The following is a 19043-nucleotide window of genomic DNA, read 5'->3' as shown; positions in this document are numbered from 1 at the left end:
GCGCCGCTGGTCAGCTCAAATGTTGTGCAACCACCCCAGGCTCGCGTCCGTATCAAGCCCCGGCTTATATTCCGCACCTAAGGGACGCTCCCATCCGAGGGTCTCGATGAGGGCGAAAACAGCCGCGTAATCGACGTCGCCATGGTCAGGCGCGCCCCGGTCGGGCACCGATGCAAACTGGATATGTCCGATGTGATCGAAAACCGCACGTAAGCAGCCGGTCACGTCACCCTCGGTGCGGCCTATATGATAGCAGTCAAACATCAGCTTGAGAGTATCGGCCCCCACCTCTTCGATGATTCCGACCGCCTGTGCTGTGTCCTTGAGGAAGTATCCGGGCGCGTCAAAGCGGTTCAGCGGTTCGATCAGGATGGTCAGGCCGTGGTCCTTTGCAAGGTCAGTCGCCGCCCGCAGATTGCCGACAAAGACATCGTGCGCAGCGGGGTCATCGGTGACTCCGGCCATGACATGGATCGCCTGCGCACCGATGGCACCCGCATATTCCACGGCTTCGTTGATGGCCGCCAACGCTTCTTGCTCACGGCCTCGCAGGGCGCAAAGTCCGTTCTCTCCGGCGGCCACGTCGCCCCGCCGGGTGTTCAGGCCCAGCATCGGCAGACCGGTATCCTTGAGCGCCTGTTTGATATCTGGGGCAGGGGTATCATAGGGCCAATGGCATTCCACTGCGTCGAATCCTGCAGCCTTGGCGGCGCGGATGGCATCGGGCAACGACCTGTCGGCCCACAGAAACCCGAGGTTGGCAGAGAAGGCGGTCATTCGTCCCATTCCACGTCAAACTTGGTGACAACCTGACGGACTTGCTCTGCGCTCAGGCCGAGGGCACCCGTGCCGCGCAACATCATCGCCAGCCGCGCTGTTTCTTCCAATTCCTCGATGGCGTTGCAGGCGGCTTCAACATCCTTACCCGCCACCACAGGGCCGTGATTGGCCAGCATCACCGCGCTGCGCTTGCCTGCCAATCCGCGCACCGCATCACCCATCGCCGGATCGCCCGGCAAAAAGAACGGCAAAAGCTTTACCTTGCCTAACTTCATGATCGCATATGGCGTGAGCGGCGGGAGAAAATCATCTGCGTCAACATCAGGCATCATGGACAGCCCGACTGAGTGGCACGAATGCAAATGCACCACCGCACCGGCAGTGCCGCGTGTATCATAGAACGCGGAATGAAGCGGCATTTCCTTGGTCGGTGGGTCACCAGAGATCAGCCTGCCTTGTGAATTGAAACGGCTGAGCCGTCCGGGATCAAGCCTGCCAAAGCTGGTCCCGGTCGGAGAAACCAGCAGCCCCCCATCCTCGGTCCGGGCCGAGATATTGCCAGTGCTGCCATGCGTCAGACCGCGGTCAAACAACGACTTGGCCAGCATGCACACTTGTTCGCGTAATGCTGCCTCTCTCATGCCGTGCCCGCCAAAACCCTGCCTGCCTTTTCAAAGAAATCTTCGGCACCAAAATTGCCCGATTTTAGCGCCACCACCAAATCAGAACCGGCACGCAAAGCAGGAACGCCGGGATCGATTTCGGGGCCTATCTCAAGACTGCCAAGCGCCAGCCCTTCGACCACCGCACCTGATGTCTCGCCCCCGGCGGTAATGATCCTCGTGGCGCCGCCTGCAACGGCCAAACGCGCCACTTCAGCAAAAAACGTCTCCAAAGCCTTTGACGACCTGTCGCGCCCGAATTGCGCCTGTACGGCAGCGACGGCGTCAGGGTCGGCAGAACTGTATGCCAAGGGCAGGCCCGACTGATCGAGCAGCCAGTCGGCAACCTCCTGTGGTGTCAGCCGACCTTCGATCACAGATGCCGCTGCAATTTCTCTCGACGGATGATGTGCCGCGTGCAGGGCAACCTGAGACCGGGTGGCTGCGGAACAGGAGCCCGACAGCGCCAGTGCCTTGCCTGACTGTCCTTGCCAAGGGACCTCGGACGCCTTGCAGCCGAAATTTGCAGGCAGGCCAAGGGCCACGCCAGACCCGCCCGTGATCAGGGGAAGGCCTTTGGCCGCCTTACCAATCTCGATCAGATCAGAGTCGTGAATGGCGTCCACCACGATATGCCGGTGACCCGCTTCATGCTCTGCCTCCAGCACTTCGGAAATCCGTGCCGCGCCGTCAAAGACGGCTTGGGCTGGCACATGGCCGACGGTGTGCCGCGTCTGAAGACCCAGCCAGCGGCGAATGTCGGAATCCGTCATTGGGGTGAGGGGATGATTTTGCATCCCGCTTTCGTTCAGTAACCGATCCTTAACGAAAAGGTGCCCTTGATAGATGGATCGCCCGGTGCCGGGAAAGGCCGGGCAGACAATAACCTTGTGAGCGGCAAGCGTGTCGGCCAGCGCATCTGCAACCGGTCCGATGTTGCCTTCAGGGGTGGAATCGAAAGTTGAGCAATACTTGAAAAAAATCTGCTCGCAGCCCTGCGCGCGCAGCCATTCAAGCGCTGCCAGCGATTGTGTCACTGCCTCTGACGGATCAATTGACCGGGACTTGAGCGCGACGACCCCGGCCTGCACGTCTTGCGCCGCTGGGACATTGGGTACGCCTGTGTATTGAACCGTGCGCATCCCGCCCTTGGCGAGCGTATTTGCCAGATCGCTGGAGCCTGTGAAATCATCCCCGATACAGCCCAGCAGCATCATGCCTCTCCCGGCAGGGTAAGCCCCGCGTTGCGGGCATAGACTTTGGCCACTGCCGCGTCATCCTCGCGCCCAAGCCCCATCCCGGCTGCGGCAAGATATTGCTGCAGTGCCGCTGCGGTGATCGGGGCCGCAAAATTTGCAGACCGGGCAATGTCCAACACGATGCCAAGGTCCTTGGGCCAGATGTTGACAGATGAATGCGGCGTGTAGTCCCCGGCAACGATATGTGGTGCGCGATTTTCCAGCATCCAACTGGTCCCCGCACATTTGCTGATGACCTCAACGAACTGCTCCGGGTCGACCCCTTGGGTCATTCCAAAGGTCAGCGCTTCGGCCATTGCCGCGATATGAACACCTGCAAGCAACTGGTTCACCGCTTTCATCGCGGACCCCGCCCCGGCAGTGTCGCCCAGTTCAAACACTGTTTCCGCCGTTGCATCCAAAACAGGGCGCGCTGCCGCAAAAGCCTCTGCCGTGCCAGATGCCATCACCGAAAGCTGACCATTTGCCGCCTTGATGGACCCGCCCGAAATCGGCGCGTCCAGATAAAGTACTCCGCCTTCGTTGCAGCGTGTCTGCATCTGGCGGGCAAAGTCCGGCGGGACAGTTGCACAGGCCATCACGACCGCGCCTTTGCGCATCAGCGGCACAATGCCCTGCGCTCCGAACAACACCTCTTCGGTCTGGGCGGCATTGAGGACCACGACAACGGCAGCGTCCAGCGTTCCGGCGATGTTGTCCAATGCACCTGCTGCGCCGCCTTCAGACAAAAACTTGTCCATCTGCGCCGGAACCACGTCAAACCCGTAGGTCTGCAATCCTGCCCGCAGGCAGGACTGCGCCATGCCATAGCCCATCGAGCCGAGGCCGATGATCGCTGCTCTTTTTTGCTCAGTCATTGTCGCTGGTTTTCCCCGATAGAGATTCTTTGCCATCGTACTGGTATCGCAGGGCGACTATCCAGAGACTTCGCGATGATCTTGGAAGGACATCTATTCCTATCTTTCGCTGTGGCTTCTTGCGCATGAAACCAAATCGCTGCAGCCCCGCCCGACGGCAAGTTCCGCGTGCGGTGGCAACGATGCCATCCGTATTAGCGCGGGCCTTGCTTTTCGCGATCGTCTCAAAGCGGTCCGGCAGGGTGCCGAAACCACCAATGCCATAGAGGATCAGATGTTCGATATTCTGCTGATCCGGTCGGACGATCATGTCGCCCATCGAATGACCCAAAAGGTGATAGCGCTCCACGCCGTTACTGCGCAGCTCAGCAATCACCCATTCCGCGAAATTATCAATGCGGTCAATTGCAGGCAGTGGGTTGTTCTTGCCAAAACCGGGCAGATCAATGGCAAGTAGATCGCGACGGCTTTCGACACTCTTGATCAAATGTTCCCAATGTGCGCTGCCCCACCATGAACCCATGAACCCATGGACCAGCACCAGTGGGATCATTTGCGCTGACCCTGCACGATGCGGTCAAGAATCATGGCGCAGAACAGGATGGAGAAACCGGCAAGGATGCCCTGACCCACGTTGGCATATTGCAGCGCTTCCAGCACGTCCTCGCCCAGCCCCTTTGCCCCGATCAGCGAGGCGACGACGACCATGGCCAGCGACAGCATGATCGTTTGGTTGATGCCAGCACGGATCGATGGGCTGGCCAGCGGCAGGTCGACACGGGTCAGCAGATACCATTTGTTCGCCCCGAAAGAGATCGCAGCTTCGCGCACGCTTTCGGGCACCCCGCGCAGCCCCAGCACCGTCAGACGCACCACCGGTGTGCCCCCAAAGATCATCGTCGTGACAACGGCAGCGGGCTTGCCCGTGCCGAAAAAGGCGATCACCGGGATCATGAAGACAAAGGCCGGCATGGTCTGCATGAAATCCATGATGGGCTGGATAAAGGCGTAGAACCGAGGTCTGCGGGCGCAGAACATGCCCAGCGGAATTCCGATCAGGATCGAAAGACAAGCCGCTGTACCCAGCAGCGCCAGCGTGGTCATCGCTTTCTCCCAAAAGCCCAGAAGACCCATGTAGGACAGGAACGCCGCGGACCAGATCGCTGTCCGCACCCCAGCGGTCAGCCAGGTCAGCAGGACAATCAGGCTGGCAATCACGATCCAGGGTGTTTTGACAAACACCAGTTCCAGAGCATCCAGAATGAGGCGGATGCCGTAGGTGATCATGTCAAACAGCACCTCACCGTTTGCGACACAGAAAGCAAAGAAAGATTCGACCGAAGAGATGCTGACCAGCCGATAGTCTGGATCGGTTGGGAATTCGCTGAGAAGATTGAAACGGCCCGGGAAGCTGTAGTGCAGCATCGCGGCAATAACGATCAACACCATGAAAACGGCGCTGAAGATCATCTGTGACACCGGGAGGCCAGAGCGCACGGTGCGGTTTGACAGCCAGTCCGAAAAGCGCGCTTCCAACGCCCAGTTGGCCACGATCGCTTGTACCGCTTTGACGATTAACAACACCGCAAGGCCTGAAAGGGCAATCCAGATGCCTTGCTCTGACAGCGCTTCCGCCTCTGCCCGGATGCCACCTATGGCATCTTCCAGTGACTCGACAGTCCTTTGATAGACATCGACCTTGTCGGAATTATTCTCAATCGCCGCTGCAAGCTGCTGACGCCGCAATTCAAGCGTCCCTTCGATGGACGCAATCCGCGCAAAGGCATCGGCGGCCAGATCACCAAACAGCCCGCGAGCCATCTGCACAAAGGCGAGCGTCTCAAGGATCAGAAACGGCAGCGCCCATGACCATAGCCCCCGTGCACCATACCAGATCGGGCCAAAAATACCGGCCATCAGGTTGAATGTGGGGGTGAACTTGGCGCTTTCCCCAATTTTGTCGAACTGCGCGATGTAATATTCAGGATGCGTGCGCACAAAAGTGCGGATGTTTTCGCGTCGTTCTGCGGCATAGGTAAGCGCGGCTTCGGTATCGGTGGCCTCAAGCGGGTTCTGCGTGGTCTCGGTCATGACATTTCCGTCCCTTCGACAACAGTTCTGAGGATGTCGCTGCGGGTGATCACCCCGATATCTTTGCCGTCTTTCGAGACGATGATCGCATCGGTCTTGTCTATCGCCAGATTGATCAGCGTGCTGAGCGTTTCGCCCGGATCGACGCGTGGCGCATCTTCCCACAGCGGGCCATGGTCTTGGATGTAGGCATCAAACGGTTGCATCACCGCGTGGGCATGCACGACCTTGAGCCGTGAAATCCCCGCAACGAAGTCAGAGACATAGTCGTCCGCCGGGTTCATCACGATCTCTTCGGCAGTGCCCGTCTGTACCAGCCTTCCGTCCCGCATGATCGCGATGCGGTCACCGATCCGCACGGCTTCGTCCAGATCATGGGTAATAAAGACAGTGGTTTTCTTCAGGATTTTCGACAGGCGGATAAACTCATCCTGCAACTGTCGCCGGATCAGCGGGTCAAGCGCGCTGAAAGGTTCATCCATCAACAGCACATCCGGGTTCGCCGCCAGCGCACGCGCCAGACCTACGCGCTGCTGCATGCCGCCGGATAGCTCATGCGCAAATTTGGACCCCCATGCACCCAGCTCAACAATATCAAGGATTGCCGCCGCCTGACGCATGCGGTCATTCTTGCTGATCTGACGGATCTCAAGCGGCATCGCCACGTTGTCCAACACCGACCGGTGCGGCATCAGGGCAAAGTTCTGAAACACCATCCCGATCTTGCGGTTGCGAAAGGTCTGCAAGTCCTTTGGCCCCAGTCCCATCACGTCCGTACCTTCGATCAGGATCTTGCCATCCGTCGGCTCCAAAAGCCGGTTGAAATGGCGCACCAGCGTGGATTTGCCGCTGCCTGACAGGCCCATGATGCAATAAATCTCACCACGATTGACGGACAGGCTGACATCCGCCACGCCCACGACAGCGTTGTATTTCGCCAGCACTTGCGCTTTCGTCAGGCCTTCTTCGCGTATCGCCCGCAGGGCCTCTTCAGGCCGCGCGCCGAAGATTTTCCAGACGTTGGAGATTTCTATGACGGTTTCATCGCTCATGTCAGGGGATATATCCGTTCGCTCAGCGCAAGGCCGACTGGGCGTAGGGTGGCCCCACCGAAAGCAGGGCCACCAGATTTCGCAACACTAATGGCGGATCAGAGACCCAGCCAAGCGTCCACGCGGTCGGGGTTTGCCTCGACCCATTCGCGGGCAACCTCAGCCGGCTCACGTCCCTTGCCGCTGATCTCATAGGCAAAGTTGCTGACGTCATCGGCAGTCAGCGCGAACCGCTCGAAAAACTCCGCAATCGCGGGCGAGCGTTCAGGAAGAGAGTTCGACCAGGCGATCTGCACTTCTTTCAGCGCATCCTTCGTCGCAACGCTTGATTTCTCATACCAGTCGGCATCGTCGGAGGGTTGGACCATAACGTACTTGGCAGGATCAAACGTCGGCTCGCTCAGCATCTCAACGTCGAACATGTACCAGACCGCATGCGGCTTGTAGCAATAGAAGGCATAGCCTTCGCCCTTGGCGATCGAATCCTTGATGCGTGCTGTCTTGACGCTCTCTTCAGCCCGGATCGGCTCAATGAAATCAAGCAGGCCGTAATCGCGCACCTTGACCTCGTTCACGTTGGCCGACGCCCATCCGGGCGCGCCGATCCACATCTCGCCCTTGCCGTTGCCATCGCTGTCCATCAGCGCGGCCACATCGGGACGGCCCAGATCGGCGATATCCGTGATGTTGTTGGCTGCGGCGAAATCCTTGGAAACGCAGAAGCCCTGATTGCCCTCGTAAGGATTGGAGGACAGCGTCACGGTGCCTGCCTCGTCCACGTATTTCTTGGTAAAGCTTTCCTGGTTGGGCAGCCAAACATCCGGATGCACATCGATGTCGCCCTTGCCCTGATCCATCGCCTGAAAGATCGTCGCGTTGTTGCCGGGGACATACTCCACGGTACCACCGATCCGCATCTCAACGACAGCGCCCAGCAGGTGCGCAATCGCCTGCGCGCCGGTCCAGGACGGCACGCCGATCTTGACCTCTTCGGCAAAGGCAGGTGCGCTGATGGCGCTCAGCAGTGTGGCTGTGATCAAAGTCTTCCTCAGTGACATATGTTGGTCTCCTTGTTGTGTGTTTTTTTGTTTTCTAGTCTGTGTATCCGGGCAGATCGAAAGTTTCGGGATAGCCGAAAAGGGCCGCGCTGCCGCCGGTATGCAGAAAGACGACGTTGTCCATGCCGTCGAAATATCCCTTGCGGATCTGGTCAATCAGCCCGTCCAGTCCCTTGCCGGAATAGACCGGGTCGAACAAAAGCCCTTCTGTCTGGGCAAGCAGTTTGACCGCTTCGATCATGCCCGGTGTCGGCAAACCGTAACCGGGCCCCACGTAATCGCAGTTGGCCCGCACCTCGCTGCGGTCAATCTTCAATCCTGTGCCAAGGTAGTCCGCCGTACGCTGGGCCAGATCGAACACCATCTGTTCCTGCTTTTCTTGCGGCGCCCTGACCCCGATGCCCAAAAGGTGCATATCGCTCTGGATGGCGGCCAGTCCCGCAACCAGCCCCGCCTGCGTGCCAGAACTGCCCGTCGCATGTACCAACGCATCAATGTTCAGTCCCATCCCCATGGCTTGCTCGGCCAGCTCGCGCGCGCAGTTAACGTACCCCAGCGCGCCAATCGGATTGGAGCCTCCTCCCGGAATGATGTAGGGGCGCTTGCCATCTTCGATCAGATGTTCGGCCAGCTTTTCCATCTCGGCGTTCATATCCGTGCCGCCCGCACGTTTGGACACGGACGCCCCGTGCAGCCGGTCCAACAGGACATTGCCGTTCAGAATATAATCCGGGTCATTTGATCCGGTGCGGTCTTCCAGCAGGATGTGACAGCCCATGCCCAGCTTTGCCGCTGCCGCCGTGGTCTGGCGTGCATGGTTTGACTGGGTGGCACCCTGGGTGATGATGGTATCGGCCCCATGCTCTTGTGCGTCCGCCATCAGGTATTCCAGCTTGCGGGTCTTGTTGCCGCCCGATGACAGGCCGGTGCAATCGTCCCGCTTGACCCAAAGGCGTGGCCCGCCCAGCATCTCGCTCAGCCGGTCCATGGGTTCCAAAGGCGTGGGCAAATGTCCCAGCCGTACTTTCGGAAAGCGGGACAGCGCGACCGAAAGCTCCTTGCACAGGCTCATGGTCATTTCGGGTGAGATTTGCGCATCGCGATTTGCGATCTGATCAGTTTCTGCCACGCCCAGACATCCTCCACTTTGAGTCGAGGCAAAGTGTCGCCAATGGCGGAGAAGAAAAATAATGCTTTTTGCTTGGTCTGCTCATACCATTTCTTTGGCTGGTGGAGTTAACCAAATGGATATGCAATGGCTGGATGATGTTCTGGTGCTGCTGGAAGAGGGCAACATGACCCGTGCCGCGGCTCGGCGAAACATCACGCAACCTGCGTTTTCAAGACGAATTCGCAGTTTTGAGGACTGGCTGGGGGTGGATGTGCTGGAACGCGGTGCCAATCGCGTTGACATCAACGCGGCCCTTCTTTCGAACGAGAGCGAGATCCGCGCCCTTGTCGCGCGTATCCGGGATTTGCGCACAAAAATTACGAAATTCGACCCTGCCAGTTCGACCGTATCCATCGCGGCCCAGCACGCGCCGGTGTTTTCAACCTTTCCCGACATGGCATTGCGCGCCAAACGCAGTTTTCCGGGACTAAGATTTCGGCTTCGGGCGGGCAACCTGCGCGATTGCGTCAGCATGTTCCTGCGCGGTGATGCCAGCATGTTGCTGTGCTACGAATCCGAGAACGCAGACCCGCTGCCCTTTGGCCCGGCTATTCAACGCGAGCTGTCCGGGATTGATTACCTCACGCCGGTTGTCGGCGGCCAGTTGCGCTACGCTGTCAGGGACACGGGCGAGATCGCGGCAGACACGCCGGCCATTGTCTATCCCGACAACAGCTATTTCGGCGAGGTGCTGGATACCGGGGAGCGGTCCTTCTCAACACAAAGGCTCAGCGGGAACCCGGTCTGCGAAACTGCCTTTTCCAGTGGCATCAAGGAACTGGTTCTCAAAGGGATCGGGGTCGGCTGGTTGCCGTACAGCATGATCCACCGTGAAATTGAGAGCGGTGAACTGATATCGCTGTCCAATCGCTATGGACGCGAACGGCTTGATGTCGCGGTCTATGCAGACATCAAGCACGAGGCATCCGCAGAATTGCTTAAAAGCTGGAAAGTTCCGCAGCCATAACCTGCTAAAACGGTCTGTACCGACAGGGTTTACAGCAAGCCAAACCAGCGTCAGTTGTGAAAGCAATTGCCAAAGCTCCCGCGATTTGTACTCTGCTTCTGTTGAACAAACGGGAGGAAAAAGAATGATCAAGCAAACACTCGCCGCAGCCGTCTGTGCATCGCTGATGGCCACTGCCGCTGCTGCGCAGGAAAAGATGCGGATATCGCTGCAGCTGCCGCTGACCAGTCACTTGGGTGAAAATCTGGTGCTATTTGAAGAGGAAGTAGAAGAGCGGACAGGCGGCGCGATTGACGTTGAGATTTACGACAGCGCGACCCTTTACAAGGACAAAGAGGTACCTGCCGCTGTCGGGTCCGGCTCGATCGAGGCGGGTGTTGCCTCTCTGACGCGCTACGTGGGTGATGCGCCGGTGGTGGATGTTTTCTACATGCCATTCCTTTTCAACACTGAGGAAAAAGTACGTGCTGCGGTGGCCGAAGGCTCACCAGTGCGCGAAATTCTTGAGGCTGAGATCGCAAAGACGGGCGGTCAGGTGCTTTATTGGCAAGCCTATGGCGGGGCGATCCTTTTGTCTCAAGGCGGCCCGATCCGCACACCCGCGGACATGAAAGGCAAAAAGGCCCGTGTCTTTGGCAAGACGCTTGGCGACTTCGTGACTGCTGCCGGTGGTGCGCCAACGCTGATTTCCGGGTCTGAACAATATCTGGCGTACCAGCGCGGTACGGTGGATGTCGGCATGACCGGGGTGTCCGGCGTCAAGTCTCGCAAACTTTGGGAAGTGATGGATACCATTACCAAGACCAACCATGCGGATATCGAATTCGTCGTCGTGGTCAACAGCGACTGGTGGGACGGTCTGGACGCGGAAACGCAGGGCCACATCCGTGACGCAGCCAAGGTTGCACAGGACGACGTGCGTGACCGGATGTCCCAGATCGAAGCGGATGCCTATGCCGCTGCCGAAGAAAATGGGATGACCATTGTCGAGTTGACCGACGAAGAACTGGCCGCGTGGCAAGCCGTGGCCAAGCCGGTCTATGACCGGTACCTCGAAGCGACGGGGGACGCCGGCAAGAAAATTCTCGACGCTCTTGGCGTGAATTCCGGCTCCTGAACCTGATGCTCAACTCAAAGAGGGTGGACGGCTCTCATGCCGTCCGCCTTTTCATGTCATGACATTCATAACCGCTGTTTCCCGATTCGCCTGTGTCGTAGCCGCGCTTTTGCTGGCGGCAACGGGCGTGATGCTGACCTACGAGGTCATTGCGCGATACTTCTTTATCCGCCCGACCATCTGGGCGGCTGAACTGAGCCAGCTTTGCCTGATCTGGGGTTGCTTGCTGGCGATGGCGCATCTGCTGACCCTGCGCCGCCATATCACTGTGAACGCTGTTACCGGGCTGTTGCCGCATGCCGCGCAAAAGGTATGTACCGCAATCGCACTTGTCGTTGTTATCGTTTTTTCCGGGATCGTCGCGTTCTGGGGCTACGAGATCTTTCACGACAGCTTCGTGCGCGGCCGCACAACAGGCTCTTTGCTGAACCTGCCTGTCTGGATCGCCGAAGCATCGGTGCCTTTGGGCTTTGCCCTGCTGACCCTGCAGGCGCTTGTAGAACTGATCGGCTTGCGCGGCTCTGACACCACCAGTCTTGGGGCAACACACGAATGACCATAATTCTGATACTGGCGACGCTTTTTGCCCTTCTCCTGATCGGTGTGCCGGTGGCTTTTGCGCTGGGCGGCATGGGTCTTGGCATGCTGTTGATTGGCGGCTTCTCTCCGCTGATGGCCCCGCAATCCATTCTGTCAACGCTCGATGGCTTCATTCTGTTGGCTGTGCCGCTCTTTCTGCTGATGTCCAATCTGCTGCTCAAAGGCGGCGTCGGACGCGATCTGTTTGCAGCTGTGCAGGCCTGGGTCGGGCATTGGCCCGGCGGGCTGGCGGTGGCCACCATCCTGAGCTGCGCTCTGTTCGCGGCCATCTCAGGGTCGTCGGTTGCAACGGCGGCCACGATCGGAACCGTGGCGATCCCTGAAATGATCAATAGGGGCTATGAAAAACGGTTCGTTTACGGACTGCTTGCCGCAGGCGGAACATTGGGGATCCTGATCCCGCCGTCTATCCCGATGATCGTCTACGGGTTCGTCACCGAACAATCCGTCATCGCGTTGTTCTTAGCAGGGATTGGTCCCGGCCTCTTGCTGGTCACGCTCTTTGTCGTCTTTGCCATGCTGCACGCGCGTCTCTCCGGCGGCTATACCCCGGTTGCCAAAGCCACCATGGAAGAACGCATTACGGCTTCGGCCCGGGCACTGCCCTCTGTTGCTTTGGCCGCGCTTGTTATTGTGGGTCTCTACTCTGGTGCCTTCACGCCAACCGAGGCTGCGGCAGTCGGATTTGCGGCAGCGCTGCTGATAACGACCTTCTGGCTGCGCTCCATGACCTGGGCACACCTTTGGGAGGCTGTCCGCGAATCCGCGATTACCACGGTGGCGATCCTGTTGATCGTTGCCGGCGCCAAAGTCTTTGGCAAAGCTATCGCGCTATACCGTATCCCGCAGGATATCTCGGCCTTCCTTGCCCAGACCATCGACGGTCCGGTGATGTTCATCATCGTGGTGTCGATCGTGCTGCTGCTGATGGGGCTGGTGTTCGAGGCGCTTTCGATGATCCTGATCATGACCCCGGTTCTGCTGCCCGCAGCGCTCGGACTTGGCTTTGATCCCATCTGGTTCGGTATTTATATGGTGATCATGGTCGAATGCGCGCTGATCACGCCGCCGGTTGGCCTGAACCTCTATGTGATCCAGTCCGTGGCACAAACAACACTGGGCAACGTTGCGCGCGGCGTTTGGCCGTTCCTTGTGCTGATGCTGGTCACGGTTGCCGTGCTGTATATCTTCCCGGACCTTGTCCTCTACATTCCTTTCAAGTGGTAGAATAATGACCCCAGCCCAAACTCTTCGTGACCTGCTTGCGCAGGATAAATGCCACGTTATGCCCTGCTGTTTCGACGCGCTGTCGGCCAAGCTGATCCAGCAGGAAGGTTATGATCTTACGTTCATGTCCGGGTTTGCCGCCTCGGCCAGCCGGATCGGCGCGCCGGATCTGGGGCTGATGAGCTACGGTGAAGTCGTCGATCAGGCGCGCAACATTACAGATGCCATCAATATCCCGCTGATCGGAGATGGTGACACCGGCTATGGCAACGCTATGAACGTGCGCCGTACCGTGACAGGTTTCGCCAAGGCTGGCTGCGCCTCAGTCATGATCGAGGATCAGCTTGCGCCCAAACGCTGTGGCCACACGCCGGGCAAAGCTGTTGTCGGGCGCGATGAGGCCTGTGATCGTATCCGCGCCGCCGTGGATGCGCGCGAGGCATTGCGCGCGCAGGGGGGCGATATCCTGATCCTTGCCCGCACCGATGCGCGGCATGAACACGGGCTGGCCGAAGCCATCGACCGGGCCGCCATGTTCGCCGAACTGGGTGCCGATATCCTTTTCGTCGAAGCACCTCAGAATGAAGCGGAGATGCGCGAGGTCTGCGCGGCATTGCCCGGACCAAAGATGGCAAACATCGTCGAGGGCGGTGCGACGCCTGATCTGCCCAATGCTGAACTGCACGAGATCGGCTATGCCATCGCGGCCTATCCTCTTTCGCTGATGGCGGCTGCGATGCAGGCGATGGTGACATCGTTGCGATCGATGCGGGATGATGCGCGGCCCGGACAGATGGATTTTGTCGAACTGCGCAGACGGATCGGTTTTGACGATTACTATGAAGAGTCGGAGAAATACGTGTCTGCCCGCCGTGACATCGATTAGTCCCTACTTTTCAATTCCGAGAGTGAGCCGGTTTCAGTTTTGCGCCGTCTCGGCAACAGTTGCCCTGTCTAGACGCGCAAGATCCTGATCCGGCTGCGCAGAATAGGCCCTCAGGAAGACCCGCAATCCGTTATGGATGTACCGCGCCAGTGACGCGCGGCTGACGTCTGTGTCCGGGATATGCAGCGCCCGGTTCCGCGGGGCCGACAGTATCAGGCCCCAGAAATCCTCTGCCGCCAGTTCTGCATCGTCAAAGACGAGACGTCCTGCGTTGCGCTGCGCCTCCATGAAGGCTATCAAACCCTGCAGCACCTGATCCGGCCCCGACGCTTGATAGTCCCGCCCCAGGTCTGGAAACCTTTGTGCCTCACCGATGATCAGCCGGGCCAGTGACAGGAACTCCGGCCGCATGACTGTCTCGGCGTAGGACCATGCAAAGCGCAGCAACTGCGCGACCATGTCCGGGTTGGCCGCGTCATCAAAGGTCAGCATCATTCCTTCGCGGGGGGCGGCCATCATCGCCTCAAAAAGCGCCTCTTTGCTGGTAAAATATTGATATAGGGTCGGTTTGCTCAAGCCAGCCTGGCGGGCGATTTCGTCCATCGATGCGCCCGGAAAACCAGCCTCGGCAAAGACCTTGATCGCAGCATCCAGAATGCGGTTTTGCCGCTCCAGCCGGTTTCGCTCGCGGCGCGACAACTGGTTCATGGCAACACCCTTGCCAGGAACTCCGTCAGAATGCTGTTATGCGCCCCCGGTTTTTCGATGTTGCAGACGTGGCCCGCACCGCTGATCACCTCAAATCGCACATCGGGTTCGGGTGACGCATCCCAGATGCGTTCGCTAACGCGCTTGATCTCGGCGGGTGGGGCAAGGCGGTCATGCTCTCCGGTTATCAACAGGACAGGCATTGTCAGCTTCGCAAAATCGAAGGTCTCCAGCGGGTTGGTGAAACATCGCAGTGCATCTGCGTAGGTCTCTGTCGGGATCGCTGCCATCGCGGCGTGCAAGGTCGCCCGGTCTTCCGCACTGGCCTTTGGCCCCGCGATCACCTCGACCACCGATGGGGCAAAGTCAGCCGGTGTTTGACCTTCATTCATCGGCACCTCGCGGCTTAACCGAAAGGCCTCGCGCTCATCGGGTCCGGCCTCCGACATGCCGGTACAGCCGCCGGAAAGGATCAGTGCGGCCAATTTCTCGGGGTGGCGCATCGCGAAGGTGGTGGCGATCCAGGCGCCATAGGAAAGCCCGCAAAGGATCAACCGTTTCGCCCCCCGCACATCCATCACCCTCAAAATATCGGCACAGTAATCATCGACCGTAGACTGCGCCGCGCCTAATGAACTGTCGCCGTAACCGCGCAGGTCCAGCGCGGCCACCGGGCAATGCCCTGCAACGGCGGCAAGCTGCTGGTCCCAGTTTGTCCGGTTGCCACCAATCCCATGCAGAAAAAGGCAAAGCGTGTCACCACTACCGCCCGCCGTACTCAGCGCCAGCCGGGGCAGGCTGTCAATCTCGACGATCTGTATTGGCACGGTCGCCGGGGATGTCTCGGCAAGGGACCATGGCGATGCAGTTGCTGCCTGCGCCGCAATCGCCTTGGTGCCCGTATCGAAAATCACCTGCGTGCCTTCGGCAATTTCCTGCGCGCGCGGGGCAGGGGCAAAGAAGTCCGCCCGCATCGTTACGCTTGCTCCTTCTGCCGCGGGCGCGATCACCACTCGCGCGTCGTAATGATCCACGCCTGCGATGCCATCGAGATGCCTGTAGGCCATGACCCTTTCGCTATCACTGAAGTAAGTCAGCCGCTCACGATAGATGGTTTCCTCGCCCGACACTTCGAAACGGCGCACCAGCCCGCCGCGTACACCGCGCTCTGCCGCCATACGCTCTATTGCCGGATGCCAAGGCGCACAGAAGTCGCGCACCACGGCCCAACCCTGCTCAGGCGTCGCCTTGATCAGCTTGTGGCTTTGAACCGTGAGACGGGGCAAGACGCTATTCCGCAGCCAGTGGCATTTCTGCCGCGCCACGCCAGAGCGAGGTGCGCGCACCGTGCTCATCTCCCGGTGCATCATCGAATTCATCGACGTCATAGAGTGTGAGCACGGACATATAGTCTTCCATAATCTCAGACGTATAGGGCAGCATCAGCGCACCGCAGCGGCTGTCGCGGTAGATGCGTTCCAAGGGCAGTGATTTTAGCATCGACTGGCCGCCGCAGGTGCGGATGGCAAGGGCCGCAATTTCCTGAGCGGCCTCCATCACGTTGTACTGGGCGGCATACATGCGCAGCACCTGCGCCTGCGATGGAAAAGCGTCGGCCTCCATAAACGCCTGCCACCACAGCGCGCGCACAGGGGCAAGCCGCGCGTACATCTTGGACACTGCCAGCCGCTTTGTGGTGAACATGCGCCGGTCAATGGGGGGGTGCCCCGGAACTTCGCCCCGCAGATAGGCGACCGTGAAATCAAAGGCGGATTGCGCCACGCCCATGTAGGTTGGCGTCAGCGTCGCCATCATATGCGGATAATTCGGCAGCGTCTTGATGAAGATCCCCGGCGGCATCATCAGGTCGTCTTCGGTTACGAAGACATCCTTGAGGACAAGATCGCGGGAATTAGTGCCGCGCATCCCCAGCGGATCCCAGTCCCCCTGAACGGACAGCCCCACGGCATCCTTGTGCACAATGAAGTTCATCGTGTCCTCGTGGCGCGGATCTTGTCCGTCAAAGACTTCGGTGCAGACGATGGAATAGTAATCGCAATACCCGGCAAGTGAGGCGAACTTTTTGAACCCGTTGATCTTCCAGCCCCCTTCGACCCTGCGGCATTGGGTCTGCGCAGGTTTCGAGGTCCAGTTCTGGCCCGCTTCCGAGATTGGCTGGGAATAGATCCCCTGTTCTTTGACCGCGCGCCGAAACTGCCGTTCGCGCAAGGGGGCAAAGGCGGCGCGCTCTGTCTCGGTCAGATGTGGCATTTCGTACATGAAACGCGCCCACATCATCGTGGAATTGTGCATGTTGAACGTCAGTGCTGTGGCCCCGCAATACTTGCCGATTTCCGCGCCGACCATCGCATATTCACCAAGGCTGAAACCGTGACCGCCGTATTCTTCGGGCACTGTAAGGGTCATCAGACCTTCTGCCGCCAAATCTCTGTAGTTCTCCACCGGAAAGCTTGCCGCCTCATCAATGGCAAAGGCACGTTCCGCGAACGTCGGCCCCATCTCGTTGATGCGGTTCAGCACAGCCAGCACTTCGGGGCGGATGCGGTTCAAATCGTAGTAGTCAGCAGGTGTGCTCATGTTTTCCTCCCGGCGCGTCAGAGCGCCAAATCCCCTTGCAGGACGCCCTCTTTCACGACCGTTTTGCCGTCCAATGCGATGGTGCAGTTGCGCATCGGCAGATCGAAGTGGCCTTCGGTGAACCGGCCCGCGTATTGGTTGGCGCCGGTTGACCATAGAAAGTTCCCGGCCCAGGCGCGGAATTCCACCGCCTGCATGTCGCGCTTGTCATAAAGAGCGCCGCTGACCCAGCGCGCGCGCGGGTTCATCCCCCATCCCACGTGGCTGAAACCATAGGCATCCCGGTCTTCCCAGGCCGCCATGTAGTCGCGGAACAATTCCGCATCCAAACCGTCGCCCTTGATATCTGTGACAAAGTCATTTTCGACTGTAAAATCGATCCGGCTGGTCAGGTAGCTTTTGAACGTGAGGTTCATGTCGCCCACATCCATGACAATCCGACCATTCACGCAATCGGTGCCCGGAAAGGCAAGGCACAGGCCGCCCGGCCAATGCGCCACATGGCCCGGCGTTGTGCCAAAGCCCGGAGTGCCTCCGCAGGGGGCATCGGTCAGATCAACGATCAGGTCGGTTCCGGCGGCCGAGGTGACATGCATCTCTGACGCCTCCCGCAGCATCTGCACGCCGAGGTCCACCTTTGGGCCCAACTCCGCGAAAGGTTCTGTCCGCTCAAGGATTTCCGGGTGTTCATTGGTGACAACCAAAATGCGCGCACCGGCGGCTTCGATCTCGGGCCACTCAGGGGCGTGGATCATGCCTTCGACGGTGCAATCAACGACGATCTCGCACTGCTTCATCGCTTCGATTGCGGCGCGATTGCCCTGAACAGCTAAGGAGGTGCCTGTTCCCTTGACCGGGACAGGGGCGGTCTGCGGCGGTGTGACCATCTTCAACATACAGAAATCGGCACCCAGATCGTAGAGTGCAAGTTCAGACAGATGCGCGAGCACGGGGCGCGACTGCGTTTCGTAGATGAGTGCAACGGTGGTGCCTTTGCCGATCCCGTTGAGCGCGAACACACGTCGGAAGGATGCCAGCCATTTCCCCTCGATCCGTTCCTGTAGCATTGCATGCCTTTTCTTAACTGGTGAGTTAAGTTTTTGGGCAAGTTGCGATTCTGTCAAGGAAAACTTTGCACTCAGTCTGCGACCAAGGCCCACCGACAACGCGAGAAGAATTGGCTGCCGGTTTCGCAGCGCAGGGGATTTTCTAACAGTCAGAGCGCGGAAGAAGCAGGGGGAATGGCTCATCCGAAAGTCGCTAGGTAGAGGTGCCGCACTACATCTGGATCCGAACCATCTGTCACTGAACGTCAGTCGCCGCCTCGCGCGTCTGAAGCCATTTCACAACCGACGCCCGCTTGGCATCCATATGTTGCAGCAGGGTCGACGCCAAATTCGCACCATCCCGTGCAATCAGGAATTCGAGGATTTTCTCATGTTCCTGCACCGCGTCATACCAGCGGCCTTCCGTCATATTGGCCAGGTACCGCGCCCGCTGCATCCGCAAGGACAGGGCCTGACAGGACGTCGTCAACGTCCTGTTTCTGGCAGCAAGCAGGATGGCGCGGTGGATCTTCTGATTAATGCTGAAATAGGCGTCCAGATCGCGGTTCTCGTAACTCTGCATCATCTGGTCATGCAGCGCACGAACCTCTTCGATTTCCGGGTCCGTGATATGTTTACAGGCCAACTCCCCCGAAAGAGCCTCTAATGCGCCGAGCACAGGAAAGACCTCTTCGACTTCTTCTTCGGTGACCTGCGTGACCCAAGCGCCCCGGTTCGGCTCCAGCCGCACCAACCCGTCAGAGGCGAGAACCTTTAACGCCTCTCTGAGCGGGGTCCGTGAGACGCCGAACTGATCACACAGCACCTTTTCAGGGACCTTGGACCCCGGCGCCAATTCTGCATTGATGATCAACGTCTGTAACCTGTCCACCAGTTCGTGATGGAGGGACTTTCGCGTGATCGTCTGGACGGATTGTGTCGCATGCATCATTAGTGGCCAAAC

At 59.0% G+C, this 19043-nt stretch carries 19 protein-coding genes; 5 read left to right on the top strand and 14 right to left on the bottom strand.

The genetic code is table 11. The features are described from left to right. Positions 1-15: 15 nt before the first annotated feature. From GV827_RS14525 to cuyA, 9 genes are all read right to left on the bottom strand, one after another. On the bottom strand, positions 16-777 hold the full coding sequence (locus GV827_RS14525) for a hydroxypyruvate isomerase family protein (RefSeq protein WP_164354538.1): 762 nt from the start codon (positions 775-777) through the stop codon (positions 16-18). Continuing rightward, the gene (otnC, locus tag GV827_RS14520) at positions 774-1421 is read right to left on the bottom strand and encodes a 3-oxo-tetronate 4-phosphate decarboxylase (RefSeq protein WP_164354537.1); all 648 of its coding nucleotides are present in this window, start codon (positions 1419-1421) and stop codon (positions 774-776) included. The genes GV827_RS14525 and otnC overlap by 4 nt, the downstream gene beginning before the upstream one ends. After that, positions 1418-2656, bottom strand: coding sequence for a 3-oxo-tetronate kinase (otnK, locus tag GV827_RS14515; RefSeq protein ID WP_164354536.1), 1239 nt, complete (start codon positions 2654-2656; stop codon positions 1418-1420). The genes otnC and otnK overlap by 4 nt, the downstream gene beginning before the upstream one ends. Further along, a complete protein-coding gene (ltnD, locus tag GV827_RS14510; RefSeq protein WP_204325905.1) occupies positions 2656-3558 on the bottom strand; it encodes an L-threonate dehydrogenase in 903 nt (300 codons plus the stop codon). The genes otnK and ltnD overlap by 1 nt, the downstream gene beginning before the upstream one ends. Beyond that, on the bottom strand, positions 3551-4111 hold the full coding sequence (locus tag GV827_RS14505) for an alpha/beta fold hydrolase (protein ID WP_164354534.1): 561 nt from the start codon (positions 4109-4111) through the stop codon (positions 3551-3553). The genes ltnD and GV827_RS14505 overlap by 8 nt, the downstream gene beginning before the upstream one ends. Further along, on the bottom strand, positions 4108-5649 hold the full coding sequence (locus GV827_RS14500; RefSeq protein ID WP_164354533.1) for an ABC transporter permease: 1542 nt from the start codon (positions 5647-5649) through the stop codon (positions 4108-4110). The genes GV827_RS14505 and GV827_RS14500 overlap by 4 nt, the downstream gene beginning before the upstream one ends. Further along, on the bottom strand, positions 5646-6701 hold the full coding sequence (locus tag GV827_RS14495; RefSeq protein ID WP_164354532.1) for a quaternary amine ABC transporter ATP-binding protein: 1056 nt from the start codon (positions 6699-6701) through the stop codon (positions 5646-5648). Before GV827_RS14495 ends, GV827_RS14500 begins: the two co-directional genes overlap by 4 nt. Positions 6702-6799: 98 nt before the next feature. Then, positions 6800-7759, bottom strand: a complete 960-nt coding sequence (locus tag GV827_RS14490; protein WP_164354531.1) for an ABC transporter substrate-binding protein — start codon at positions 7757-7759, stop codon at positions 6800-6802. A gap of 34 nt (positions 7760-7793) precedes the next feature. Continuing rightward, complete coding sequence (gene cuyA / locus GV827_RS14485; RefSeq protein ID WP_456243346.1) at positions 7794-8831, bottom strand: D-cysteate sulfo-lyase; 1038 nt, start codon at positions 8829-8831, stop codon at positions 7794-7796. A gap of 172 nt (positions 8832-9003) precedes the next feature. Here cuyA and GV827_RS14480 point away from each other — a divergent pair, with 172 nt between their 5' ends. The 5 genes from GV827_RS14480 (at position 9004) to GV827_RS14460 (ending at position 13727) form a co-directional block, all read left to right on the top strand. Beyond that, complete coding sequence (locus tag GV827_RS14480) at positions 9004-9897, top strand: LysR substrate-binding domain-containing protein (protein ID WP_164354530.1); 894 nt, start codon at positions 9004-9006, stop codon at positions 9895-9897. Positions 9898-10021: 124 nt separating this feature from the next. Continuing rightward, positions 10022-11014 (top strand): TRAP transporter substrate-binding protein, encoded by a 993-nt coding sequence (locus GV827_RS14475; RefSeq protein ID WP_164354529.1) that lies wholly within the window; start codon positions 10022-10024, stop codon positions 11012-11014. A gap of 58 nt (positions 11015-11072) precedes the next feature. Further along, the gene (locus GV827_RS14470) at positions 11073-11570 is read left to right on the top strand and encodes a TRAP transporter small permease (RefSeq protein ID WP_164354528.1); all 498 of its coding nucleotides are present in this window, start codon (positions 11073-11075) and stop codon (positions 11568-11570) included. Continuing rightward, positions 11567-12841, top strand: coding sequence for a TRAP transporter large permease (locus GV827_RS14465; protein ID WP_164354527.1), 1275 nt, complete (start codon positions 11567-11569; stop codon positions 12839-12841). Before GV827_RS14470 ends, GV827_RS14465 begins: the two co-directional genes overlap by 4 nt. A gap of 4 nt (positions 12842-12845) precedes the next feature. Then, the gene (locus GV827_RS14460) at positions 12846-13727 is read left to right on the top strand and encodes an isocitrate lyase/PEP mutase family protein (protein WP_204325904.1); all 882 of its coding nucleotides are present in this window, start codon (positions 12846-12848) and stop codon (positions 13725-13727) included. Between the two features lie 33 nt (positions 13728-13760). On the opposite strand, the gene GV827_RS14455 is transcribed toward GV827_RS14460, so the two are convergent. The 5 genes from GV827_RS14455 to GV827_RS14435 form a co-directional block, all read right to left on the bottom strand. Beyond that, positions 13761-14435, bottom strand: a complete 675-nt coding sequence (locus GV827_RS14455; protein WP_164354526.1) for a TetR/AcrR family transcriptional regulator — start codon at positions 14433-14435, stop codon at positions 13761-13763. Beyond that, positions 14432-15721, bottom strand: coding sequence for an alpha/beta fold hydrolase (locus GV827_RS14450; RefSeq protein ID WP_164354525.1), 1290 nt, complete (start codon positions 15719-15721; stop codon positions 14432-14434). The genes GV827_RS14455 and GV827_RS14450 overlap by 4 nt, the downstream gene beginning before the upstream one ends. A 4-nt stretch (positions 15722-15725) precedes the next feature. After that, complete coding sequence (locus GV827_RS14445; RefSeq protein ID WP_164354524.1) at positions 15726-17033, bottom strand: acyl-CoA dehydrogenase family protein; 1308 nt, start codon at positions 17031-17033, stop codon at positions 15726-15728. A gap of 17 nt (positions 17034-17050) precedes the next feature. Next, entirely contained in the window at positions 17051-18100 is a 1050-nt protein-coding gene (locus tag GV827_RS14440; RefSeq protein WP_164354523.1) for a peptidase M29, read from the bottom strand. Between the two features lie 235 nt (positions 18101-18335). Next, positions 18336-19031 (bottom strand): GntR family transcriptional regulator, encoded by a 696-nt coding sequence (locus GV827_RS14435; protein WP_235930370.1) that lies wholly within the window; start codon positions 19029-19031, stop codon positions 18336-18338. Positions 19032-19043 lie beyond the last annotated feature (12 nt).

Origin of the sequence: Sulfitobacter sediminilitoris (assembly GCF_010667575.1) — a bacterium.
Lineage (GTDB): Bacteria > Pseudomonadota > Alphaproteobacteria > Rhodobacterales > Rhodobacteraceae > Sulfitobacter > Sulfitobacter sediminilitoris.
This window is presented reverse-complemented; position numbering and strand designations above follow the sequence as displayed.

Coding starts and splice junctions, on each gene's coding strand:
- GV827_RS14525 (WP_164354538.1), bottom strand. CDS start 777: ATGACCGCCTTCTCTGCCAACCTCGGGTTTCTGTGGGCCGACAGGTCG.
- otnC (WP_164354537.1), bottom strand. CDS start 1,421: ATGAGAGAGGCAGCATTACGCGAACAAGTGTGCATGCTGGCCAAGTCG.
- otnK (WP_164354536.1), bottom strand. CDS start 2,656: ATGCTGCTGGGCTGTATCGGGGATGATTTCACAGGCTCCAGCGATCTG.
- ltnD (WP_204325905.1), bottom strand. CDS start 3,558: ATGACTGAGCAAAAAAGAGCAGCGATCATCGGCCTCGGCTCGATGGGC.
- GV827_RS14505 (WP_164354534.1), bottom strand. CDS start 4,111: ATGATCCCACTGGTGCTGGTCCATGGGTTCATGGGTTCATGGTGGGGC.
- GV827_RS14500 (WP_164354533.1), bottom strand. CDS start 5,649: ATGACCGAGACCACGCAGAACCCGCTTGAGGCCACCGATACCGAAGCC.
- GV827_RS14495 (WP_164354532.1), bottom strand. CDS start 6,701: ATGAGCGATGAAACCGTCATAGAAATCTCCAACGTCTGGAAAATCTTC.
- GV827_RS14490 (WP_164354531.1), bottom strand. CDS start 7,759: ATGTCACTGAGGAAGACTTTGATCACAGCCACACTGCTGAGCGCCATC.
- cuyA (WP_456243346.1), bottom strand. CDS start 8,831: ATGAGCCTGTGCAAGGAGCTTTCGGTCGCGCTGTCCCGCTTTCCGAAA.
- GV827_RS14480 (WP_164354530.1), top strand. CDS start 9,004: ATGGATATGCAATGGCTGGATGATGTTCTGGTGCTGCTGGAAGAGGGC.
- GV827_RS14475 (WP_164354529.1), top strand. CDS start 10,022: ATGATCAAGCAAACACTCGCCGCAGCCGTCTGTGCATCGCTGATGGCC.
- GV827_RS14470 (WP_164354528.1), top strand. CDS start 11,073: ATGACATTCATAACCGCTGTTTCCCGATTCGCCTGTGTCGTAGCCGCG.
- GV827_RS14465 (WP_164354527.1), top strand. CDS start 11,567: ATGACCATAATTCTGATACTGGCGACGCTTTTTGCCCTTCTCCTGATC.
- GV827_RS14460 (WP_204325904.1), top strand. CDS start 12,846: ATGACCCCAGCCCAAACTCTTCGTGACCTGCTTGCGCAGGATAAATGC.
- GV827_RS14455 (WP_164354526.1), bottom strand. CDS start 14,435: ATGAACCAGTTGTCGCGCCGCGAGCGAAACCGGCTGGAGCGGCAAAAC.
- GV827_RS14445 (WP_164354524.1), bottom strand. CDS start 17,033: ATGAGCACACCTGCTGACTACTACGATTTGAACCGCATCCGCCCCGAA.
- GV827_RS14440 (WP_164354523.1), bottom strand. CDS start 18,100: ATGCTACAGGAACGGATCGAGGGGAAATGGCTGGCATCCTTCCGACGT.
- GV827_RS14435 (WP_235930370.1), bottom strand. CDS start 19,031: ATGATGCATGCGACACAATCCGTCCAGACGATCACGCGAAAGTCCCTC.